Raw genomic sequence first — 18496 nt, 5'->3', positions numbered from 1 at the left:
ACGCGGGCGTTGAGGTGGAGTGGGTTGCAGCGCTCGCTTAATCTGTGGGCGGTTGGTGAATCCGTCCCCAGGTCAGCTCGACGTGGTAGCTGCGTCCGTCGGGTGAGGTTGTCTGGAGCGTCCTGCCTTGCAGGAGGTCGCCGTTCACGGTGAAATGCCGCACTTGGTCTCCTCCTTGCCATCCGGGGAACAAGGCGATGTCGATGTGGTGGGTGACGGTGTCACTGGTGGCATCGAGCGTGAATGGTCCGCCGTAGGCGATGAACTGACGCGCCATCGCAGCGAGGTCTGCGTCGCTGGCGTTCTGCGGCTCGGTTGCGGAACCTGCAGGCCGTTTCATGCTGCCGAGCACAGCCGTCACGATGCCGTTTGCGCTGTAGCTGAGGTAGCCGGCGGCATCGTCGCCGAACTGCGGTCGGCGTTCGCCGTCCGCGAAGACCTCTTCGGCGCTGACGAATGCCCAGGCGCCGCTGAGGTCACCGATGGTGGTGGTCATTTGTGTTCCTCCGGTTTCTTGTGCTGTTTCTGGATGGATCGGGCCGGGTCCGCAGCCCAGGTGGTGCGGCTGCGACCGATCTGGATAAGGTGGTGGACGTCGACGGCGGAAGCCAGGGCGCTTGCTGCTCGGATGGTGTCGTCGTCGTACTGCGTGGGCCGGGAGGTGTGCTGCTGGAGGTGCTCCTGCCAGCTGCCGACCGCGAACACCTCGACGAGGTCGCCGGGGCTCTCCCGGTCTTGGTACAGAGCCCAGGTGCGTGCGCCGGTGCGTCGCCGGCTGTGTTCGACGAGTTTCATCTGCTCCAAGAACGCCAACCGGTCCGTCTCACCGACGTCGTAGCGGACGATTGCGAGCGTCTGGGCGCTGGCGTCGATGTCGGCGCCGTTGTCAGCCGCGAGCGGTAGAGGTGCTGTGTGTCGTTTCTTCTGTTCAGTCGGAAGCAGCGGCCACAGCAACTGTGTTGCAGCGACGCAGATCACTAGGACACCCGCCACGGCGGTGGTCGGCGCTGCGCCCACCCACCCCGCAATCCCTCCACTCAAAGCGGCGCCGAAGCCCAAGGAGCCGAAGAGGACCATCTGGTAGATCGACAGGCCGCGAGTTCGGACCCAGACAGGGAGGAAGGATTGGACGGCCCCGTTCAGGGTCGCCACGACACCGATCCATGCTGCGCCGACGAGCGCTAGGACGGGCAGCGTCACTGTTACGACTGGGGAGAGCGCCACAGCGATCGCTCCTGCACCGAAGAGCACGGACGAGATGAGTACGGTGCGGTTGGGTCCGAGGATGTCGCGGACGAGTGGGGCGAAGGCTGCGGCGGCGACGGAGCCGACGCCGAGACCGGCCAGCAGTATCCCGTAACCGGCCGCATCTAGGTGGAGACGGTCGGTGGCGAGTAGGGGTAGCAGAGCGAAGAGGACACTTCCCGGAACGACGAAGAGGCCGAGCCGTACGTAGATTCGGCGGACGACGGCCGCGTGAGCGACGTAGCGCACACCGGCGCGGGTGGCCGCGATGAACCGCTCAGGCTGGTGCGGGTCGGGGTGATAGCTTCGCCAGCAGACCAAGACCACCAGGAACACTGCGAACGACGCCAAGTTCAGCGCGAACACGTAGGTGACGCCGAGACCTGACAGGACCAGCCCGGCGATCGCCGGTCCGACCGCACGGGCAAGGTTCACGGAGATTGCACTCAGTGACGCGGCATTCGGGATCATCCGGGTGGGAACGATTTCTGCTGAGATCGCTCCGTAGGCCGGGAGTTGAACTGCGGACGCCGCCCCCAGGAGCAAGGTCAACACAAGCAGCAGGTAGGGGGTCATTTCGCCGGCCACGGTCACCGCGACAAGTGCCGCACTGATGAGTACCTGCGCAGTCTGGACCCAGATCAGCAGGTTGCGTCGGTTGAGGAGTTCGCCAAGGACTCCGGCAGGGATACCGAGAAGCAGGACGGGAAGGGCGGAGGCGGTCTGGACGAGGGTGATCAGGAGCGGGGAGCCGTGCTGCTCGATCATGAACCATTGCGCGCCGACGGTCTGCATCCAGCTGCCGATGTTGCTGATGAGTGCGGCGACCCAGAGAGCACGGAAGATCGGCACGGTGAGCGGCGCAAAGACCCGGACGCGCTCCTGCTTCGGCTTGGGCGTCGCGATGTTGTTCACGAACCCGTTCCGATGATCCGGGGTCGGTGGCGGCTGGTCTCGAGCACGACCTTGCCGACGGTGCGCCCGGACTCGAGCATCTCGTGGGCACTTCCAGCCTCAGCCAGCGGGAAGACAGTGTCGACGATCGGCCGAATCACCCCGGCCTCGACGAGTGGCAGCACGTCACGGGTGACACCCGCGACGATGGCAGCCTTCTGGTGCGCGGGCCGGCCTCTGAGGAGAGTCGCTGAGATACTCGCGCGGCGCGACATGAGTTCCCACAGGTCGAAGGTGACGCGTTCTGCGGTTCCGCCGATGATGACGAGGTGCCCATCGTCGGCGAGGCATTCCATGTTGCGTCGCAAGTAGGTGGTACCGACGATGTCGAGGATGGCGTCGACGCCACGTCCGCCGGTGGCGGCAAGGGTTGCCGCTACGAAGTCGTCGGTGCGGTAGTTGACGGCCCGGGTCGCTCCGAGCCCCATGGCAGCGAGTGTCTTTGCTTCGCTGCCTGCGGTGGTGATGATGTCGGCGCCGATCGCGTTTGCCCATTGGATAGCGAAGGAACCGATTCCGCTGCCAGCCCCGTGGATGAGCACGGTTTGCCCGGCGGTGAGGCCGGCGATCATCGCAAGGTTGGAGTAGACGGTACAGGCGACCTCGGGCAGCGCAGCAGCTTCGATCATGCTCAGACCCGGTGGGATGCGCATCACCTGCGCTGCAGGAGCAATCGCTTCTTCGGCGTATCCGCCTCCTGCGACGAGAGCGCACACCTGATCGCCGGGCCGCCAGGCAGTGACGTCGCCGCCGACGGCGGTGATAGTGCCAGCGACCTCGAGGCCGAGTCCCGCTGGTGCGTTGGGCGGTACAGGGTACTGTCCGCGTCGTTCGAGCAGGTCGGCGTTGTTCACGCCTGCAGCGGCGACCTCGATGCGCACCTCATGGAGCCCCGGCTCGGGCCGTTCGATCCGCACCAGTCGGAGAGCTTCAGGTGGGCCGGGGTGGGTAAAACGGATCGCGGAAGACATCGAGGTGGGTTTCCCTTCGGGGGCAGCCGTGACCGAAGGGGGCTGGTCGCCCCCTTCGATCACTTGGCTACTCAGTGCTCGTCGTAGTGATCCCCGTGAAGGGCGTGACGGTGCGAGTCGTGGATGTAGTCGACGTGGTCGCCGTGAACGACCGTGTCGTGGCCGCATCCGTCGCCGTGTTCGTGCACCTCGGTGGTGTGATGTTCCGCGTGCACGTTGTCCGTGGTCATTTCTGGGCCTCGGATGTGGCTCAGGCCGCGGCGGCTTCGGCAGCGCGGGCGTTCGCGAACGCCGCGATGCTCTGCGCGTAGTGCGGCGTCTCGACCTCGCAGTGCGCGCCGGAGGCGTGCTGACGGGCGGCCGCGGCGTCTTCGAACGTCTGACCGCTGGCGATGATGAACTTCAGGAAGTCCTCCGTCGGGTGCGACGTGACCGTGTTGACGTAGCGCAGCTGGTCCCCCTCGAGCTGCTCGATTCCGAGTTCCCAGATCACCTGCGTGGTGGTCCAACCGGAAGGCGAGTAGACGTCGGAGATCGACACCATCTTGCAGTAGTGCGGGCTGGCGACCTCGTACCGGTACTGCTGGATGACCAGGCCGGAGCCGATCATCTCCACGTTGATCGACATCGGGGTGCCGTCGTCGTCCACGGTGTAGCCGGCGGCCTTGTGGTCGCCGGGCGCACAGCGCTGGTACTCGTGGGTCGGCAGGGTCTTCAGCCACTGCTCGATGTCGATGTGCTCGAACGGGGCAGTCACATCGGCGGTGACCACGGCGTGCGAGAGAACGAGGTCGTCGCGAACGATTACGCTCATGGGATTTTCCTTCCAGTTGTGCCGGGTTTCCGGCGGGGCTGCGTGGCCGGAGCCACTTCGTCGGGTCTGAAAACCCGCACCTGGAACGTTAGATAGGCGTCAGGCACCCCACATCCCCCGGCTTGAAAGCCCACCTCGCATGGTCAGGGACCATCACAGGACGGACCGTTCACGGGGCCGAGGTGCGCTAATTTGGCTTCGTGCCCGAGAAAGCCCAGCAAGCGCGCCGAATCGGCCTCGACGCCCTTTCAGGGAGCAGTGCCGGGAGATATCACACGCCTATCCGCGGGCGCTCCGTTGAGATCCACCAGACTGATCAGGCTTTCGATATCGCAGCTGGCGGCGGTCGCGCTGTCACCCTGCTCACCGGCGACGCAGGCATTGGGAAGACCCGCATCCTTCAACATGCCCTGCACACCGCCAGCGGCCGCGGCTGGTCGAGAATGGTCGTCGCGCCGGACATCGACTCGGCACTATCCCCCCTCGCCGCCTTGATCGCTGCCGCCACCCGCACCGATCCACCTCTGGTGACTCATGACGACCTGGTCCCGGTGATGCAGGGCGCCGCTCCCAAGTACTGGCTCACTCGCATGATCGCCGACGGGTTGGAAATCGCCGCGGGCCGGACCGGGGTACTCGTGGTCGTTGACGATCTGCAATGGCTCGACGCCGGGTCGCTCGGAGCAGTCGCCGCCCTGATCCACGACCTGAATGGCATCCCGATCTCCTGGCTTCTCGCAACTCGGACTGGCGTGTACAGCGACGCGCATCAACGCTTCCTGTCTCAGGTGAGCGACATTGGCAATGTTGTCGACCTGAGCCCGTTGGATGCCTCAGCTGTTGAGCAGATGACACTTGACGCGCTCGGAAATCTTCCAGGGCCACGGGTCAAGGCCGCAGTCGAGCGTGCAGATGGCTACCCCCTCTTAGTGCTCGAGCTTCTGCGCGGCCTCGAAGAGGAAGGTCTGCTCCAGTCAACGCGCGGGATGGTCGAGTTGGAGGAGGACGCCCTTCCCGCTCGCTTCGGGACCTCAGCACGGGACCGACTGGGCCAACTGAATAGGGATGCGCTTCGAATCGCTCAGATTGGAAGCCTGTACGGTCGCACGTTCCCTCTGTCCGGCGTTCTGGACATCCTCGGGCAAACGGCGGCTCAGGCAGCGCCTGCGGTTCAGGAGCTTCTGGATCTCGGGTTCATCAACGACACCGGGACCGCGCTGGCGTTTCGACATGACACGGTACAGACGGCTGCAGCAGATAGCCTCTCCCCCACGCTCCGTCGAGCAATGTCGCGGGAAGTCATTCACCGACGCCTTCGCGGAGGCGAAGGCGTCGCCACGCTCGCGTCGACAATCGCGTCTGTCGCCGAAGCCGGCGACGACGACTCGATCGAGTTGCTCTTCTTGGCGGCCAACCAGCTCGCCACCACAGATGTGGAGGGCGCGGCCGGGCTCGTCGTCATGGGCGCGCAGCTGACTGCCGGGAGCCCCGCCTACGCTGGCCGAGTCGCGTCCCTCCTTCCCCTCATCCTCGCCGGCGGCCGCATCGAGTCAGCGCTGGAAATCAGTCGATCGATCAAACCGTTCCTCGACGCGGACTCGCGAGCACGACTCAGCCTGGCCTTGGCCAGACAGCTCACCGAATCCGACTTCGACGGCGCCATCCGCGAGACAACGACCGGTCTCGCCATCCCGGGGATATCGGACCAAGTAGTCGTCGAGCTGCTTGCGGTTCGCGCGCTGAACTTTGCGAATAAAGCCGACGAGTCCGGACTTCGTACGACCCTAGAGCGTGCCCGCGCGGTGGCTGACGACGATCGAGACGGCGTCGCTCTAGCGACCATCGACGCCACCGAATCGGTACTTACATTCAATCAAGGACGTTTCGAAGAGGCCGAAGAACTCCAACGTCGAGCGACGGAAAGGATCGCACGGGCCGGCATCCCGGCTGGCCTGTGGCTGCCTGAAGGTCTGTGGATGGCGTTCATGCGCAACAGCCGTGGTGACTGCAGCGAAGCTCTGCAGATGACCGACGATGGGCTGCACGAAGCACGGGTGGCAAGGAACGTCATAGCCGAGGCGTACTGGATGATGGTCCGCTCTCGAGTCCTCTACCACCTGGGACGTATCGACGACGCCCGCACCCAAGCAGAGACCGTCCTAGAACTGGGAGAACAACTCGGACTCGGGGACTTCATGAACGCCACCGCCGGCGTGGTTCTCCACCGCATCTCGCTTCGGACAGGAGACATCGAGTTGCGGGAGAGGATGCGCCCGCTCATCCAAGGTCTTGCCGACGGAGTCGGACTCACCAGGACCGGCAATTGGAGCCTCGCCATGGAAGACGTGGAACGGCAACGCCCTGCTGACGCGTATGACCACTCGAAGTTGGCCATCGCCACTCTTCGAGATGCGACCCCATCCATGACGAGTCCGGCCGACTTCGCTGACGATTTCGTTCTCGCATACATCTGCCAGCTCGCCGGAGACCTCGAGACCGTGGACGTCATCGTGGACGTTGCCCAGGCACGCGCCGACCTGAATCCGGACAACGCTTTCGTAGCCGCCGTCGCACACGCTACGCGCGGAATCCGCGATCACTCCCCCGACGAGCTCCTCTCCGCTGCGGAACTGATGCGATCCGGCAGCCGCCCCTTGGTGGCCGCCACTCTCTTCGAGGCGGTCGGCATCTTCGCTGACGACAACGCCGTGGCAACGACCGCACTCACTGTGGCGATGCGTTTGTATGACGGCTGCGGGGCAACACGTGACGTGAGCCGGGTGCTTCAGATGCTGAGAGGCAAAGGTGTTCATCAGCGGCTCGTCGGCCCAAGCGACGCCACCGGCCTATCCCAGCGAGAGCGTCAGGTCGCGACTTTCATCAGCTCGGGCCTGACCACTCAGCAGATCGCCGACGAACTTCTCGTATCACCGCACACAGTCGTCACCTACATCCGGCACATCTACTCCAAATGGGGTGTAAACACGAGACGCGAGGTCACTGAGCGAATCTTGGAGCTCGGGGGACGTTTCTGACCAGACTCGACGATTGGCACCGGCGATACTCGGGTTGAACGTGTTCGACAACAACGGGAGCACCGCGCAGGCAACTGCAGACACCGCGCTCGAGCCTTACCCAGACCTAGCCGCAGAGTAGAACAGGCATAGATTCCTCGGCAGGGAGAACCGAGATCGTGCAGAACGATTCGTCTGCGGACGCCCGGTCAACGGTCGCTCGCCGAAACGCGCCCGAACCGCAAAGTGAGGGCCATGTTGTCAACAGCAAGTTGAGCACGGGATTCCCGTATACCTGTCCCGCAAATGGGCCGGGTGAAGGGGCCCCAAACGCTACACGCTCGCTACGACTCGGCCGCAGAACAGGCTCCCTCGCCCGGACGCGTGATCGCTCAGACGGCCGGCGGAATTGCCGCGAGCACTTCTCGTCTGTTGCTGCGCCGCGGTTCTCAGGAGATTGTTCGACAGAACCCGCCGACTAGATTGTCCCGAACGTCGAAACAAACAAACTCCATGGCGGAAAGACAACCTCTGGCGACGTCTCCAGAATCCCTCGAAACCTGACGCGCAGCGACGATCGCCGGCCGCCACACAACGTCACGAATTGGATTTGTGGGCCCTTCGGGGAGAGGATCGTTGCTTGTGCGCCACGCTCCCGCCGACCATCGGGAACATGCCGGCGTCCGCATGCGTTTGGGTGATTCGAACCACGAAAGAGGCCTCACAGTTATGAAACATCTCAGAAGTGTCGGCGCGCTCGCCGTCGCGGCAGCCCTGGTACTCACCGGCTGCACCGCGGCGTCCTCGAGCTCCGGCGGATCCACCAGCGCCACCACCAAGGGCGGCACACTCACGATCCTGACCCAGCAGACCCAGATCGACCTCGACCCGGCGAAGAGCCAGAACCTGGCGATCACCACCCTCGGCCTCATCGAGCGCCGCCTCACCACCTGGCAGATCAGCCCGGATGCTCCCGCCAAAGTCGTCCCCGACCTCGCCACGAACACCGGTACGCCGAGTGACGGCGGCAAGACCTGGACCTACACCCTGAAGGACGGCCTCAAGCTCTCCGACGGCTCGCCGATCACCTCGGCCGACATCAAGTACGGTGTCGAGCGGTCCTTCGCCCCTGAGCTCTCCGGCGGCCTCAGCTACCACAAGTCGCTCCTGGTCGGGGGCGCCGCGTACAAGGGACCGTACAGCGGAGGCGACCTCGCCTCGATCGAGACCCCGAACGACAAGACCATCGTCTTCCACCTGACCAGCTCCTACGGAGACTGGCCGTGGATCGCCTCCATGCCGGCGTTCGCGCCCGTTCCCAAGGCGAAGGACAACCCCAGCACCTACGGCCAGAACCCGGTGGCAAGCGGACCGTACAAGGTCAAGACCAACCAGCAGGGCACCGCGCTCACGCTGGTGCGCAACCCGAACTGGTCGGCCTCGACCGACTCGGTGCGCACGGCAGGACCCGACAGTGTCGTGTTCAAGATGAGCCAGGACGCCGGCACCGCCGCGCAGACCCTGATCGCCGACATCGGTGACGCGAAGAACTCGTTCGGCGCCCAGTACCTCGGTGCCGCACAGCTCGCCCAGGTCGACAAGAACCCGTCGGTGAAGTCGCGTGTCGCGACCTCCAAGGCGGGCCCGCTCGGCTACCTCGCGATGAACACGCAGAAGGGTGCGCTCAAGGACCTCAAGGTTCGTCAGGCCATCCAGTACGCGGTCGACAAGAAGGCGTTCATCATCGCCACCGGCGGCGCGAAGACCGCGACGGCCGCGACGACGCTGATCACCCCTGGAATCCCCGGGCGCGTCGACTACGACCTGTACCCGGCCGGCGCCGACGGTGATGTCGCCAAGGCGAAGTCGCTGCTCAAGGAGGCCGGTCACTCCACCGACCTCAACCTGACGCTGCTCACGCAGAACGACTCCGCGTCGCTCGCGCAGGCTCAGGCCCTCCAGCAGGGCATCGAGCGTGCCGGCATCAAGGTGACCCTCAAGCCCGAGGACTCGAACACCTATTACGCCGACTCGACCGCCGACACGGCGAACTACGACCTGAACCTGAGCTACTGGCAGGCCGACTTCCCGAGCGCGAACAGCAACATCCAGCCGCTGTTCGACTCGAGCCAGATCGGTGGCGGCGGTTACAACGTCGCACGCTACTCCAGCCCCGAGGTCGACGCGCTGATCGCGAAGGCGACCGGCGAGGTGGACCAGGAGAAGGCGCAGGCGCTCTGGGCCGAGGCCGACAAGCGGATCATGCAGGACTCGCCCGTCGTGCCGCTGACCTACACCAAGCAGTCGTTCCTCCGCGGCTCGAACGTGCAGAACTTCTTCATCGCTTCGTTCCCCGCGTACCCGAACTACCTCAAGGTGTCGCTGGGCAAGTGAGCTCCATGCACACGGACGCCGTGCTGGCGGTGAACGGGATCTCGGTCTCGTTCACCGCCGGCGACGGCTCTTCACCGCGCTCGACCCGCACCGTCGTCCACGACGTCGGGTTCGAGCTGCACCGCGGTCGCGTACTCGCCCTGGTCGGGGAATCCGGCTCCGGCAAGAGCGTGACCGCGATGTCGGTTCTCCGGCTCCTCCCCGGCAACGCCGTCGTCGACGGCTCGATCGAGCTCGAGGGCGAGGACCTCGTCCGCGCGAGCGACGAACAGCTCCGGCGCGTGCGCGGCGGCCGGATCGGCACCATCTTCCAGGAGCCGATGAACGCCTTCAACCCGGTGATCGCGATCGGGCACCAGATCGCCGAAGCGCTCCGCACCCACCGGATGACCTCCGACCGCTCCTCGACGAACGAGCGTGTCCTCGAACTCTTGCGCAGCGTCGGGCTGCGCGACCCGGAGCGGATCGTGCGCGCCTACCCGCACGAGCTCTCGGGCGGCCAGCTCCAGCGGGCCATGATCGCCATGGCGATCTCGTGCGACCCTGTCGCTCTCATCGCCGACGAGCCGACGACCGCGCTCGACGTCACCGTACAGGCGGGCATCCTGGACCTGCTGCGCGATCTGAAGGAGCGCAACGGCATGGCGATCCTGCTCATCACGCACGACATGGGCGTCGTCGCCGACCTCGCGGACGACGTCGTCGTCATGCGCGAAGGTGTCGTCGTCGAGCGCGCCGACGCCACCGAGCTCTTCGCCAACCCGCGCGAGGAGTACACCAGAACCCTGCTCGCCTCGGTCCCGCGTCTCGGCGACCAGCGACCGGATGCCCTGATCGCCGATGCCGAAGCCCCGTCGAGCGCCGCCGACGCGGCCGACGCGCCCGTGAGCGCCGCCGCCGAGCTGCGCGACGTGAGCATCGTCTACGGCAACCGCAGCTGGGGCCGGCGCAGTGCTCCCGCGGTCGCCGACGTGAGCCTGCGCATCCGGCGCGGCACGTTCTTCGGACTGGTCGGCGAGTCCGGCTCCGGAAAATCGACGATCGGGCGAGCCCTCGCCGGGCTGGTGCCGGTGTCGCACGGAGCGGTCACGGTCGACGACGTGGACCTCGCCACCGCCTCCGGAGCCGAGCTGCGTCGTGCGCGCACGCGGATCGGCTACGTCTTCCAGGACCCGGCATCGTCGCTGAACCCGCGGTTCACGATCGCCCAGTGCATCGAAGAGCCTCTACGACTGCACACCCGCCTCACCCGCGCGGAGCGGGCCGCGCGGGTCGCCGATCTGCTGGCGGCCGTTCAGCTCGACCCGGCGATGGCCGACCGCTTCCCGCACGAGCTCTCCGGCGGTCAGCGCCAGCGGGTCGCCATCGCGCGCGCCCTCGCGCTGCGGCCATCCCTGCTGATCGCCGACGAGCCGACGAGCGCCCTCGACGTCTCGGTTCAGGCCCGGGTGCTCGAACTCCTCCGCGAACTCCAGGAGGAGTTCGGTTTCGCGTGCTTGTTCATCAGCCACGACCTGGCCGTCGTCGAACAGCTCGCCGACGACGTCGCGGTGCTCCACAACGGGCGCATCGTCGAGGCAGGGCCCGCAGCACGCGTGCTGCTCGCACCCCAGGAGGCGTACACGAAGCGCCTGCTGGCCGCGGCGCCTGTCGCCGACCCCGTCGCCCAGGCCGCACGGCGCGAGACCTGGCGCGTGCTCGACGCGGAGGCCGCAGCCGCCGCCCCGTCCGCCGGCGCTGCCGGGGCCGCCGACGGGAGGGAGGTCGCGTGACCACGGCCGCATCGCTCGATCGCGAGGCCGTCCCGGCCCGCAAGACCGGCTTCCGCCACGTCGTGGCGCATCTCCGCTCCGACCCCTGGGCGAGCGCGGGCGCCATCACGATCGCCGTCTTCCTCCTCGCGGCGATCTTCGCGCCGCTGCTGACGGCCATCCCGGGCCAGAACCCGTACACGTACCACCTGGACACGCTCGACGACTCGGGCGCGCCGATCGGCTTCGGCGGCGGCATCAGCGCCACGCACTGGTTCGGGGTCGAGCCCCTCACAGGCCGCGACCTGTTCTCCATCGTCGTCTACGGCGCGCGCACGTCGCTCCTCGTCGGCATCAGCGCGACGATCGTCTCCGTCACCATCGGCGTGCTGGTGGGCATCACGACCGGCTACGCCGGAGGCTGGTACGACCGTGGCATGAGCCGCGTCATCGACGTCATCTTCGGCTTCCCGAGCCTGATCTTCATGATCTCCCTGACCGCGATCGTGCCGACGTCGTTCCCGAGACCGGCCCTGATCATCCTGGTCATCGGATTCTTCGGCTGGCCGCCCGTGGCGCGCGTCGTGCGCGGCCAGACCCTGTCGCTGCGCGAGCGCAACTTCGTGGTCGCCTCGGCCGCGATGGGCGCCCGTCCGCTGCACATCATCCTCAAGCAGGTGCTGCCGAACGTGGCGGCGACGATCATCGTCTACTCCACGATCCTCATCCCGGGCATGATCGGCACCGAGGCGGCTCTGTCGTTCCTCGGTGTCGGTGTCCCGCCACCGACGCCGTCGTGGGGTCGTACCATCGGCGACGCCATCAACTGGGTGCAGGTCGACCCGATGTACCTGGTCTTCCCCGGTGCGGCGCTCTTCCTGATCACGCTCGCGTTCAACGTGTTCGGCGACGGTCTGCGCGACGCCCTCGATCCCCGCCAAGGAGGGAGGTCCCGATGAGACTCGCCGCCTTCATCGCCTACCGCCTGCTCGGTGTGATCGTCGTGCTCGCCGTGATCGCCACGATCACGTACGCGATCTTTTATCTGCTCCCGACCAACCCCGCCCAGCTCAGCTGCGGCCGGCCGTGCACCCCCGAGAACCTGGAGCGCGCCAAATCGTTCATGGGGGTCGACCTCCCCTGGTTCGAGCAGCTGTGGAACTTCCTCAAGGGCATCGTCGTCGGCCGCACCTTCGGCAGCGGCCAGGCCGAGGTGGTCTGCCCGGCGCCGTGCTTCGGCTACTCCTTCCAGCAGAACGCCACCGTCACCGACCTGATCTTCTCGCGCTTCCCGGTCACCGCCTCGATCGCGATCGGCGCCGCTATCGTCTGGCTGGTCTTCGGCGTCGCCGGCGGTGTCGTCTCGGCCCTGCGCCGCGGCACGGCCGTCGACCGCACCATCATGACGGTGGCCATCGCCGGCGTCTCGACCCCGAGCTATCTCGTGGGTCTCCTCGCCATCCTGTTGTTCGGCTTCACCTTGCAGATCCTGCCCACCGGCGGATATGTGCCGTTCACCGACGATCCGGTGCAGTGGTTCCTGCACCTGCTGCTCCCCTGGTTCACTCTGGCGTTCATCAGCGGCGCGATCTACGCCCGACTCACCCGCGGTCAGATGCTCGAGGTGATGGGCGAGGACTACATCCGTACCGCCAGGGCCAAGGGACTCACCGAATCGAAGGTCGTCGTGCGCCACGGACTGCGCAACGCGCTGATCCCCGTCGTCACGATCTTCGGGCTCGACCTCGGTGCGCTCCTGGGCGGCGCCGTGATCGCCGAGAAGGTGTTCTCGATGCAGGGGCTCGGAGCGATGCTCATCGACGCGGTGCACGGACTCGATCTGCAGCTCGTCGTCGGCTTCACGCTGTTCTCGGCGTTCCTGATCGTGATCGCGAACCTGATCGTCGACCTCGTGTACGGCATCATCGACCCGCGGGTGAAGGTCCGGACCTGAGTGCGACCGGGGCTAGGACCCCGCGCGCAACGACCCGCGCAGGAACGGCAGCAGCGGCGCGCGGTAGACCAGCCTCGCAGGGCCGTCGGGGCCGACGACCGCTGACGCCGCACCGAAGCGCCACACCCGGTTGTACAGGTAGACGCTGACGGTCGCCTCGCCGTCTGCAGACGCCTGCCACGTGCCCGTCCCCCACTGAGCCGGATGCCCGTGCCCGTCGAACACGACGGTCGGCTTCGGATACCAGCCGAGGCGCGGGCGCCGGAGCTCGAGTTCGAATCGTCGCGGTGCGGCGGGGGCTGGTGTCGGGTCTGGCACTCCCCCAGCATACGGATCCTCGACGGCTTCGGCTTCTGGCGACGGCCCGCGTCACGTCTTTCCGGGCCGTCGCCCCCATCGGGCGACGGCGTCGTCGTCCGTCCCGATACGGTCCGAGCGCCTGTCTTTCCCGATTGGGACGAACGATACGCCGAACACCTGGAGGCGCAATGGGAATGCGACTATTCCGCGGAGCCCGTCGCGCCCGGGCCATGCCCTTGCTGTGAGGCGCGACCCCGTCGTCGCTGCACGAACATCGCCGCCGCACGGTCGGCGAGCATCGCCGCGAAGGCGACGGCCGGGAGCAACGGGGCGATCAGGAGCAGAGCATCCGGCGCCCGCACCGCGGCGACGCCCGCCACCGCCACACCCAGCGAGGAGAAGGCGACCTTGAGCCCCCCTACAGTCACGAAGACCTGGGCGCGTGTGCCCTCCGGCGCGAAGTCGGACCGCGCCGTGAGGCTCGATGCGAATTGGATCGCGCTCACCGCCCCCACCAGCCCGAAGGCGAGGGCGTTCACGACAGAGGGAAGCGGCAGAGCGATCAGCACGAGGCAGCAGGCGCTCACGAGGGCCGTCCAGCCGACGGTCGGCTCGGGAGCGGTCCGGAGCGGTCGGATGGTCACGGCGACGGCGCCGACGAGGTTCCCGGCCCCGAACAATGCGACGAGCAGAGCGACCTCACTCGCTCCGGCGCCGGCCCGGATGCCCGACGCCAGCCCGAGCAGCGGCACGGCGCCCACCGCGGCGGCCGTGAGACACACGACGAGGGTGACCCGCCGCAGCGGACCGACGGTGAAGACCGTCGCGAGAGCACGCCAGAACGGGACGGCCTCCGGGGCGGGCTCCCCTCGGTCGTCGGAGGTGGCGCTCCGTCGGGCTATCAGGAGCACGACGATCGCCGCGACCGCAGCGGAGCCTGCCAGAGCGATGCTCGCCCAGACGGCGGAGGACGAACGCGCGACGAGCGCGACGACGACGGGCCCGATGGTCGCAGCCACCCCGTACGTCAGCGCATCCGCCCCCTGTGCGCGCCGCTGGGCGCGGGCCGTCGGCGCGACGAGCTGCCCCAGCTGGCTGCTCAGCCCTCCGGTCAGGAGCGGTCCGCATGCCCCGGCGATCACCAGGGCCACGACGCTCGGCACCACGAAACCACCCACGATCAGGACGGCCGCCGTCGCCAGACTGACGCCGTAGAGCAGGAATGCGCCCGCGAGCATGATCCGCGGGCGCCGCGTCCGGTCGAGCACCGGCGCCAGAAACGGACCGGCGAGATGCGGTGCCGTCAGCGCGGCGCCGAACAGTCCCACGAGCCCGGACGTCGCTGGACTCGCCGCGGCGAGCAGGACCACCGCCACGATCGCGCCCGCATCGGCGCTGCGGGCGAGCGTCGCGGCGGAGAAGTACGCGATCAGCCGTCTCACGCCGACACCTCCGTCACGGGTTGAACCAGTGACGCCAACATTGACCCGAGCCACGTCACCTGTCAAGGTAGTGACGTGGTTTTCTCCTTCCTCGCCGGCAATCTTGCCCTCGACTTCGTCGCGACCGTCGCCTCGCGCGACAGTGTCGCCGAGGAGAAACTGCGCGCCCCCGCCGACCTGCACGACTGGATCGCAATGGCCGGCATCGTCGACGAGGCCCCCACCGTCACGACCAGCGGTCTCACCGATGCGCTGGAACTCCGCGAAGCGGCGTACACCGCTGTGCGCGCACACACGCAGGGCGGAACGCCGCCACCTTCCGAGCGGGCGGTACTCAATCGGTTCGCCGCGCATCCCGAGCCGGTGCCGTCCATCGACGCCGACGGTGTACGGCGCCGCGGTGATCTGGACGCCGTGCTCTCGGCGATCGCCCGTGCGGCTCTGGCCGCTCTCAGCGACGACCGCGTCCGGTTCTGCGACGGCGATGACTGCACTCGGCCCTACATCGACACGTCGCGCGCGCACAATCGCCGCTGGTGCGGCATGACCGGCTGCGGCGACCGCGCCAAGTCCGCCGCGTACCGCGCCCGCGTGCGCACCGCACACACGCCCTGACGGGACGGTCCCCTCAGCCGCCCGCGGCGACCGGCCGACCTCAATCGCCGTCGGCGCCGACGAGCCTGCCGTTCTTGGACAGCTCGGGATCGGTGCACGACGAGAGGTCGAAGCAGCAGGGGCGCCGTTTGCCGTTCCGGAGTTTCGAGATGCTCACCTCGACCCGTCGGTCGCGGGTCTCGGGGTTCTTGGTCGCGTTGATCCAGCGCACCCACTCCCAGCGCGCCATCGGACTGATGTCGGTCCACGTGCCGGAGAGGTCGGGAGCGTCGTCCAAGGCGCCTTGGAGATCAGCCGGGATCTCGGGTTCCGGCCACTCCGTGACAGGTTCGAGCTCGACGTCGACCTCACCGTCGGCGACGGTCAGCGCTTCCCGCATTCGCTCATCGACGGCGAGCCAATGGCCACGCAGGCCGTCCGGCTCCAGCACCGTCTGGAATACGCGCCCGTTGATCACCGCCGTGACCGCGACCTGACCGCGGGACGGGAGCTCGGCGCTCGCCTCCGCCGGCAGCCGCATGATGGGTCGGTCACCGATCCACTGCACCTCGGCGTCGAACCGGATGACCGGCGGAGCCGCAGCGTTCCGCGCCGGCGCTTTCTCGACCATGTCTCCCAGTGTACGAAGGCGTGCCTCCTCGCGACTCCCTTTTCGCAGATCGGCCGTGGGGGCTTGCCGCACGACCCGAGCCAGCAGCAGGATGGTGAGCCGTGACGGTTTCCGAGGGTCCCCTGTTCGACGTGATCATCAGCGGTGGCGGTCCGACCGGCATGATGCTGGCGAGCGAGCTCCGGCTCCATGGCGTCGAGGTGCTCGTTCTGGAGAAGGATGCGGAGCCGAGTCCGCTGGTCCGCTCGCTGGGGCTGCAGCCGCGCAGCATCGAGATCATGGATCAGCGTGGACTGCTGGACCGGTTTCTCGAGCACGGCCAGCGGTATCCGGGTGGCGCGCGACGCTTCGCCGGGATCGAAGCGCCGTCGTCGTCACCCCTCGACACGGCGCACGGCTACATCCTCGGCATCCCGCAGCCGGTCACCGACCGGTTGCTGACCGAGCGTGCTGTCGAGCTCGGCGCCGACCTCCGGCGCGGCCACGAACTGGTCGGCCTCGAACAGGACTCCGACCACGTGACGGTCGAACTCTCGGACGGCACACGCCTGACCTCGCGCTGGCTGGTCGGCTGCGACGGTGGCCGCAGCCCGGTGCGCAGGCTGCTGGACATCGGGTTCCCCGGTGATGCGGCGCAGACGGAATGGCTTCTCGCCGAACTCGAGGTGACGATGCCGCCGAACGAACTGGCCGCGGTGTCGGATGAGGTCCGCAAGACTCACAAGGGTTTCGGGATCGGCCCTGCCGGGTACGGGCTGCACCGCGCCGTCGTACCGGCCGCGACCGTCGCGGAGGATCGCACGACTCCGCCGACCCTGGAGGAGTTCCGGACGCAGCTGCTCGCGTATGCGGGCACGGACTTCGGCGTCCACTCTCCTCGCTGGCTGTCCCGGTTCACCGATGCCACCCGCCTGGCCGAGCGATACCGCTCCGGCCGCGTGTTCCTCGCCGGAGACGCGGCGCACGTGCATCCGCCGCTCGGAGGCCAAGGGCTCAACCTCGGCATCCAGGACGCGTTCAACCTCGGCTGGAAGCTCGCCGCCGAGGTGAACGGCTGGGCGCCGGGCGAGCTGCTGGACAGCTACCACGCCGAGCGCCACCCGGTCGGCGCCGATGTGCTGACCATCACCCGTGCGCAGTCGGAACTGATCGCTTCCGAACCGGGACCGCAGGCGGTGCGCCGCCTGGTGACGGAGCTGATGGCCTTCGACGATGTGAGCCGCTACCTGATCGAGAGGGTCAGCGGAATCGGGGTGCGCTACGACTTCGGCGACGACCGCGACCTGATCGGCAGGCGGCTGCGCGACATCCGGCTGTCGCGGGGTCGGCTCTACGACCGGATGCACGGAGGGCGGGGGCTCCTCCTCGACCGCACGGGCGGGCTCTCTGCGACCGGATGGTCCGACCAGGTCGATCACGTCATCGACACCAGCGAACAGCTCGACGAACTCGACGTGCCCGCCCTGCTCCTGCGTCCGGACGGTCATGTGGCATGGATCGGCGACGACCAGCACGACCTCACGATCCACCTGCAGCGGTGGTTCGGCGCCGCCGCTTCCGGCTAGTCGCGCGCGCTTCGTTCGGCGAGGCGCGCCACCTGGCCGGTGTGCACGTCAGCCACCCACTCCCAGCCGTCCGTGGCCGACGGGCCGATACGCGGGTCGCTGGGATCGCGGCGGTCCCGCAGCGCCTGCAGATACTCGCGGTCCTGGTCGATCCGCGCCCGGACGTCGTCGGCTCCCCCGACGGACCCGTGACCCGGGATGACGACCGCGACCTCGCCAGCCACGCCCTCGAGCAGCCGCAGCGCGGCGAGGTAGTCGTCGATCGGATCATCCGGGGCGTTCAGATCGAGCATGGGGATCAGGACATCCGACAGCATGTCTCCCGCGACCAGGACCCCATGATCTTCAATCAGCAGGGCGGCATGGCCGGGCGCGTGCGCATGATGCTCGAGGATCCGCACCGCGGGACCGTCCCAGGGGAACTGCGGCGACCCGGCAGGCAGCCCCGCGATGTGGCCGAGCAGGTCGAGCGGCACGTCATCCGGGATGCCGAACCGGCGAGCATCGATGCCGTTGGACAGCCGCTCGCGGGCGGTGTCCGCGCACAGTGCGGTGGCCCACCGCGGTATGTCGCCCAGAACGGGATGCCACAGCAGGTGATCCCAGTGCGGATGCGTCGAGAACCCTGCCACCACCGTCTGGCCCGAATCAGCCAGGTCATTCGCAAGACAGGCGATCTCGGCTTCGTGCACACCGGCATCGATGAGCAGCACCCCGGCTGCCCCCTGAACGACGACGGCGTTGCTCTGACAGAACGCGCTCTCGTGGACGAACACACCATCGGCGACCCGGTTCAGCATGGCTGAAGAGTACGCCGCGCGGCGCCGGCGCCGGAAGACCGGCGTGCTCGCAAACGGATCTCAAGCA

At 67.5% G+C, this 18496-nt stretch carries 16 protein-coding genes; 7 read left to right on the top strand and 9 right to left on the bottom strand.

Features of this window, described 5'->3' with window-relative positions; all coding sequences use genetic code 11:
* Positions 1-37: 37 nt before the first annotated feature.
* Genes AC1DB1_RS16230 through AC1DB1_RS16210 form a run of 5 tightly spaced genes read right to left on the bottom strand, consistent with a single transcriptional unit; the run spans position 38 to position 3984 of the window.
* Entirely contained in the window at positions 38-496 is a 459-nt protein-coding gene (locus AC1DB1_RS16230; protein ID WP_477201542.1) for a lipocalin-like domain-containing protein, read from the bottom strand.
* The gene (locus AC1DB1_RS16225) at positions 493-2160 is read right to left on the bottom strand and encodes an MFS transporter (protein WP_477201541.1); all 1668 of its coding nucleotides are present in this window, start codon (positions 2158-2160) and stop codon (positions 493-495) included. The genes AC1DB1_RS16230 and AC1DB1_RS16225 overlap by 4 nt, the downstream gene beginning before the upstream one ends.
* The gene (locus AC1DB1_RS16220) at positions 2157-3233 is read right to left on the bottom strand and encodes an NAD(P)H-quinone oxidoreductase (protein WP_477201540.1); all 1077 of its coding nucleotides are present in this window, start codon (positions 3231-3233) and stop codon (positions 2157-2159) included. Before AC1DB1_RS16220 ends, AC1DB1_RS16225 begins: the two co-directional genes overlap by 4 nt.
* Positions 3234-3241: 8 nt before the next feature.
* Positions 3242-3400: a zinc transporter permease gene (locus tag AC1DB1_RS16215; protein WP_477201539.1), complete on the bottom strand. Its 159-nt coding sequence runs from the start codon at positions 3398-3400 to the stop codon at positions 3242-3244.
* Positions 3401-3420: 20 nt separating this feature from the next.
* The gene (locus AC1DB1_RS16210; protein ID WP_477201538.1) at positions 3421-3984 is read right to left on the bottom strand and encodes a hypothetical protein; all 564 of its coding nucleotides are present in this window, start codon (positions 3982-3984) and stop codon (positions 3421-3423) included.
* A gap of 200 nt (positions 3985-4184) precedes the next feature.
* Between AC1DB1_RS16210 and AC1DB1_RS16205 the strand changes: the two genes are divergently transcribed.
* From AC1DB1_RS16205 to AC1DB1_RS16185, 5 genes are all read left to right on the top strand, one after another.
* A complete protein-coding gene (locus AC1DB1_RS16205; RefSeq protein ID WP_477201537.1) occupies positions 4185-7019 on the top strand; it encodes a helix-turn-helix transcriptional regulator in 2835 nt (944 codons plus the stop codon).
* Between the two features lie 708 nt (positions 7020-7727).
* Positions 7728-9392, top strand: coding sequence for an ABC transporter substrate-binding protein (locus tag AC1DB1_RS16200; protein ID WP_477201536.1), 1665 nt, complete (start codon positions 7728-7730; stop codon positions 9390-9392).
* Positions 9393-9397: 5 nt separating this feature from the next.
* On the top strand, positions 9398-11164 hold the full coding sequence (locus tag AC1DB1_RS16195; RefSeq protein WP_477201560.1) for a dipeptide ABC transporter ATP-binding protein: 1767 nt from the start codon (positions 9398-9400) through the stop codon (positions 11162-11164).
* On the top strand, positions 11161-12102 hold the full coding sequence (locus AC1DB1_RS16190) for an ABC transporter permease (RefSeq protein WP_477201535.1): 942 nt from the start codon (positions 11161-11163) through the stop codon (positions 12100-12102). The genes AC1DB1_RS16195 and AC1DB1_RS16190 overlap by 4 nt, the downstream gene beginning before the upstream one ends.
* Positions 12099-13097, top strand: coding sequence for an ABC transporter permease (locus tag AC1DB1_RS16185; protein ID WP_477201534.1), 999 nt, complete (start codon positions 12099-12101; stop codon positions 13095-13097). The genes AC1DB1_RS16190 and AC1DB1_RS16185 overlap by 4 nt, the downstream gene beginning before the upstream one ends.
* A gap of 12 nt (positions 13098-13109) precedes the next feature.
* Here AC1DB1_RS16185 and AC1DB1_RS16180 read toward each other — a convergent pair whose 3' ends face one another.
* Together AC1DB1_RS16180 and AC1DB1_RS16175 are read right to left on the bottom strand one after the other, a co-directional pair.
* Positions 13110-13415: a hypothetical protein gene (locus AC1DB1_RS16180; protein WP_477201533.1), complete on the bottom strand. Its 306-nt coding sequence runs from the start codon at positions 13413-13415 to the stop codon at positions 13110-13112.
* 182 nt (positions 13416-13597) lie between these two features.
* On the bottom strand, positions 13598-14839 hold the full coding sequence (locus tag AC1DB1_RS16175; RefSeq protein ID WP_477201532.1) for an MFS transporter: 1242 nt from the start codon (positions 14837-14839) through the stop codon (positions 13598-13600).
* Between the two features lie 75 nt (positions 14840-14914).
* On the opposite strand from AC1DB1_RS16175, the gene AC1DB1_RS16170 reads away from it, so the two are divergent.
* Positions 14915-15454, top strand: a complete 540-nt coding sequence (locus AC1DB1_RS16170) for a CGNR zinc finger domain-containing protein (protein ID WP_477201531.1) — start codon at positions 14915-14917, stop codon at positions 15452-15454.
* A gap of 40 nt (positions 15455-15494) precedes the next feature.
* Here the strand turns inward: AC1DB1_RS16170 and AC1DB1_RS16165 are convergent, their stop codons facing one another.
* Complete coding sequence (locus AC1DB1_RS16165; RefSeq protein WP_477201530.1) at positions 15495-16064, bottom strand: YdeI/OmpD-associated family protein; 570 nt, start codon at positions 16062-16064, stop codon at positions 15495-15497.
* A gap of 122 nt (positions 16065-16186) precedes the next feature.
* Between AC1DB1_RS16165 and rox the strand changes: the two genes are divergently transcribed.
* Positions 16187-17629: a rifampin monooxygenase gene (gene rox, locus AC1DB1_RS16160; RefSeq protein ID WP_477201559.1), complete on the top strand. Its 1443-nt coding sequence runs from the start codon at positions 16187-16189 to the stop codon at positions 17627-17629.
* Here rox and AC1DB1_RS16155 read toward each other — a convergent pair.
* Positions 17626-18429: an MBL fold metallo-hydrolase gene (locus AC1DB1_RS16155; RefSeq protein WP_477201529.1), complete on the bottom strand. Its 804-nt coding sequence runs from the start codon at positions 18427-18429 to the stop codon at positions 17626-17628. The genes rox and AC1DB1_RS16155 overlap by 4 nt on opposite strands.
* Between the last annotated feature and the right edge of the window lie 67 nt (positions 18430-18496).

The organism is Leifsonia sp. 10N434 (genome assembly GCF_056394405.1).
The sequence above is the reverse complement of the archived record's forward strand: the minus strand, read 5'-3'. Positions and strand labels throughout refer to the sequence as shown.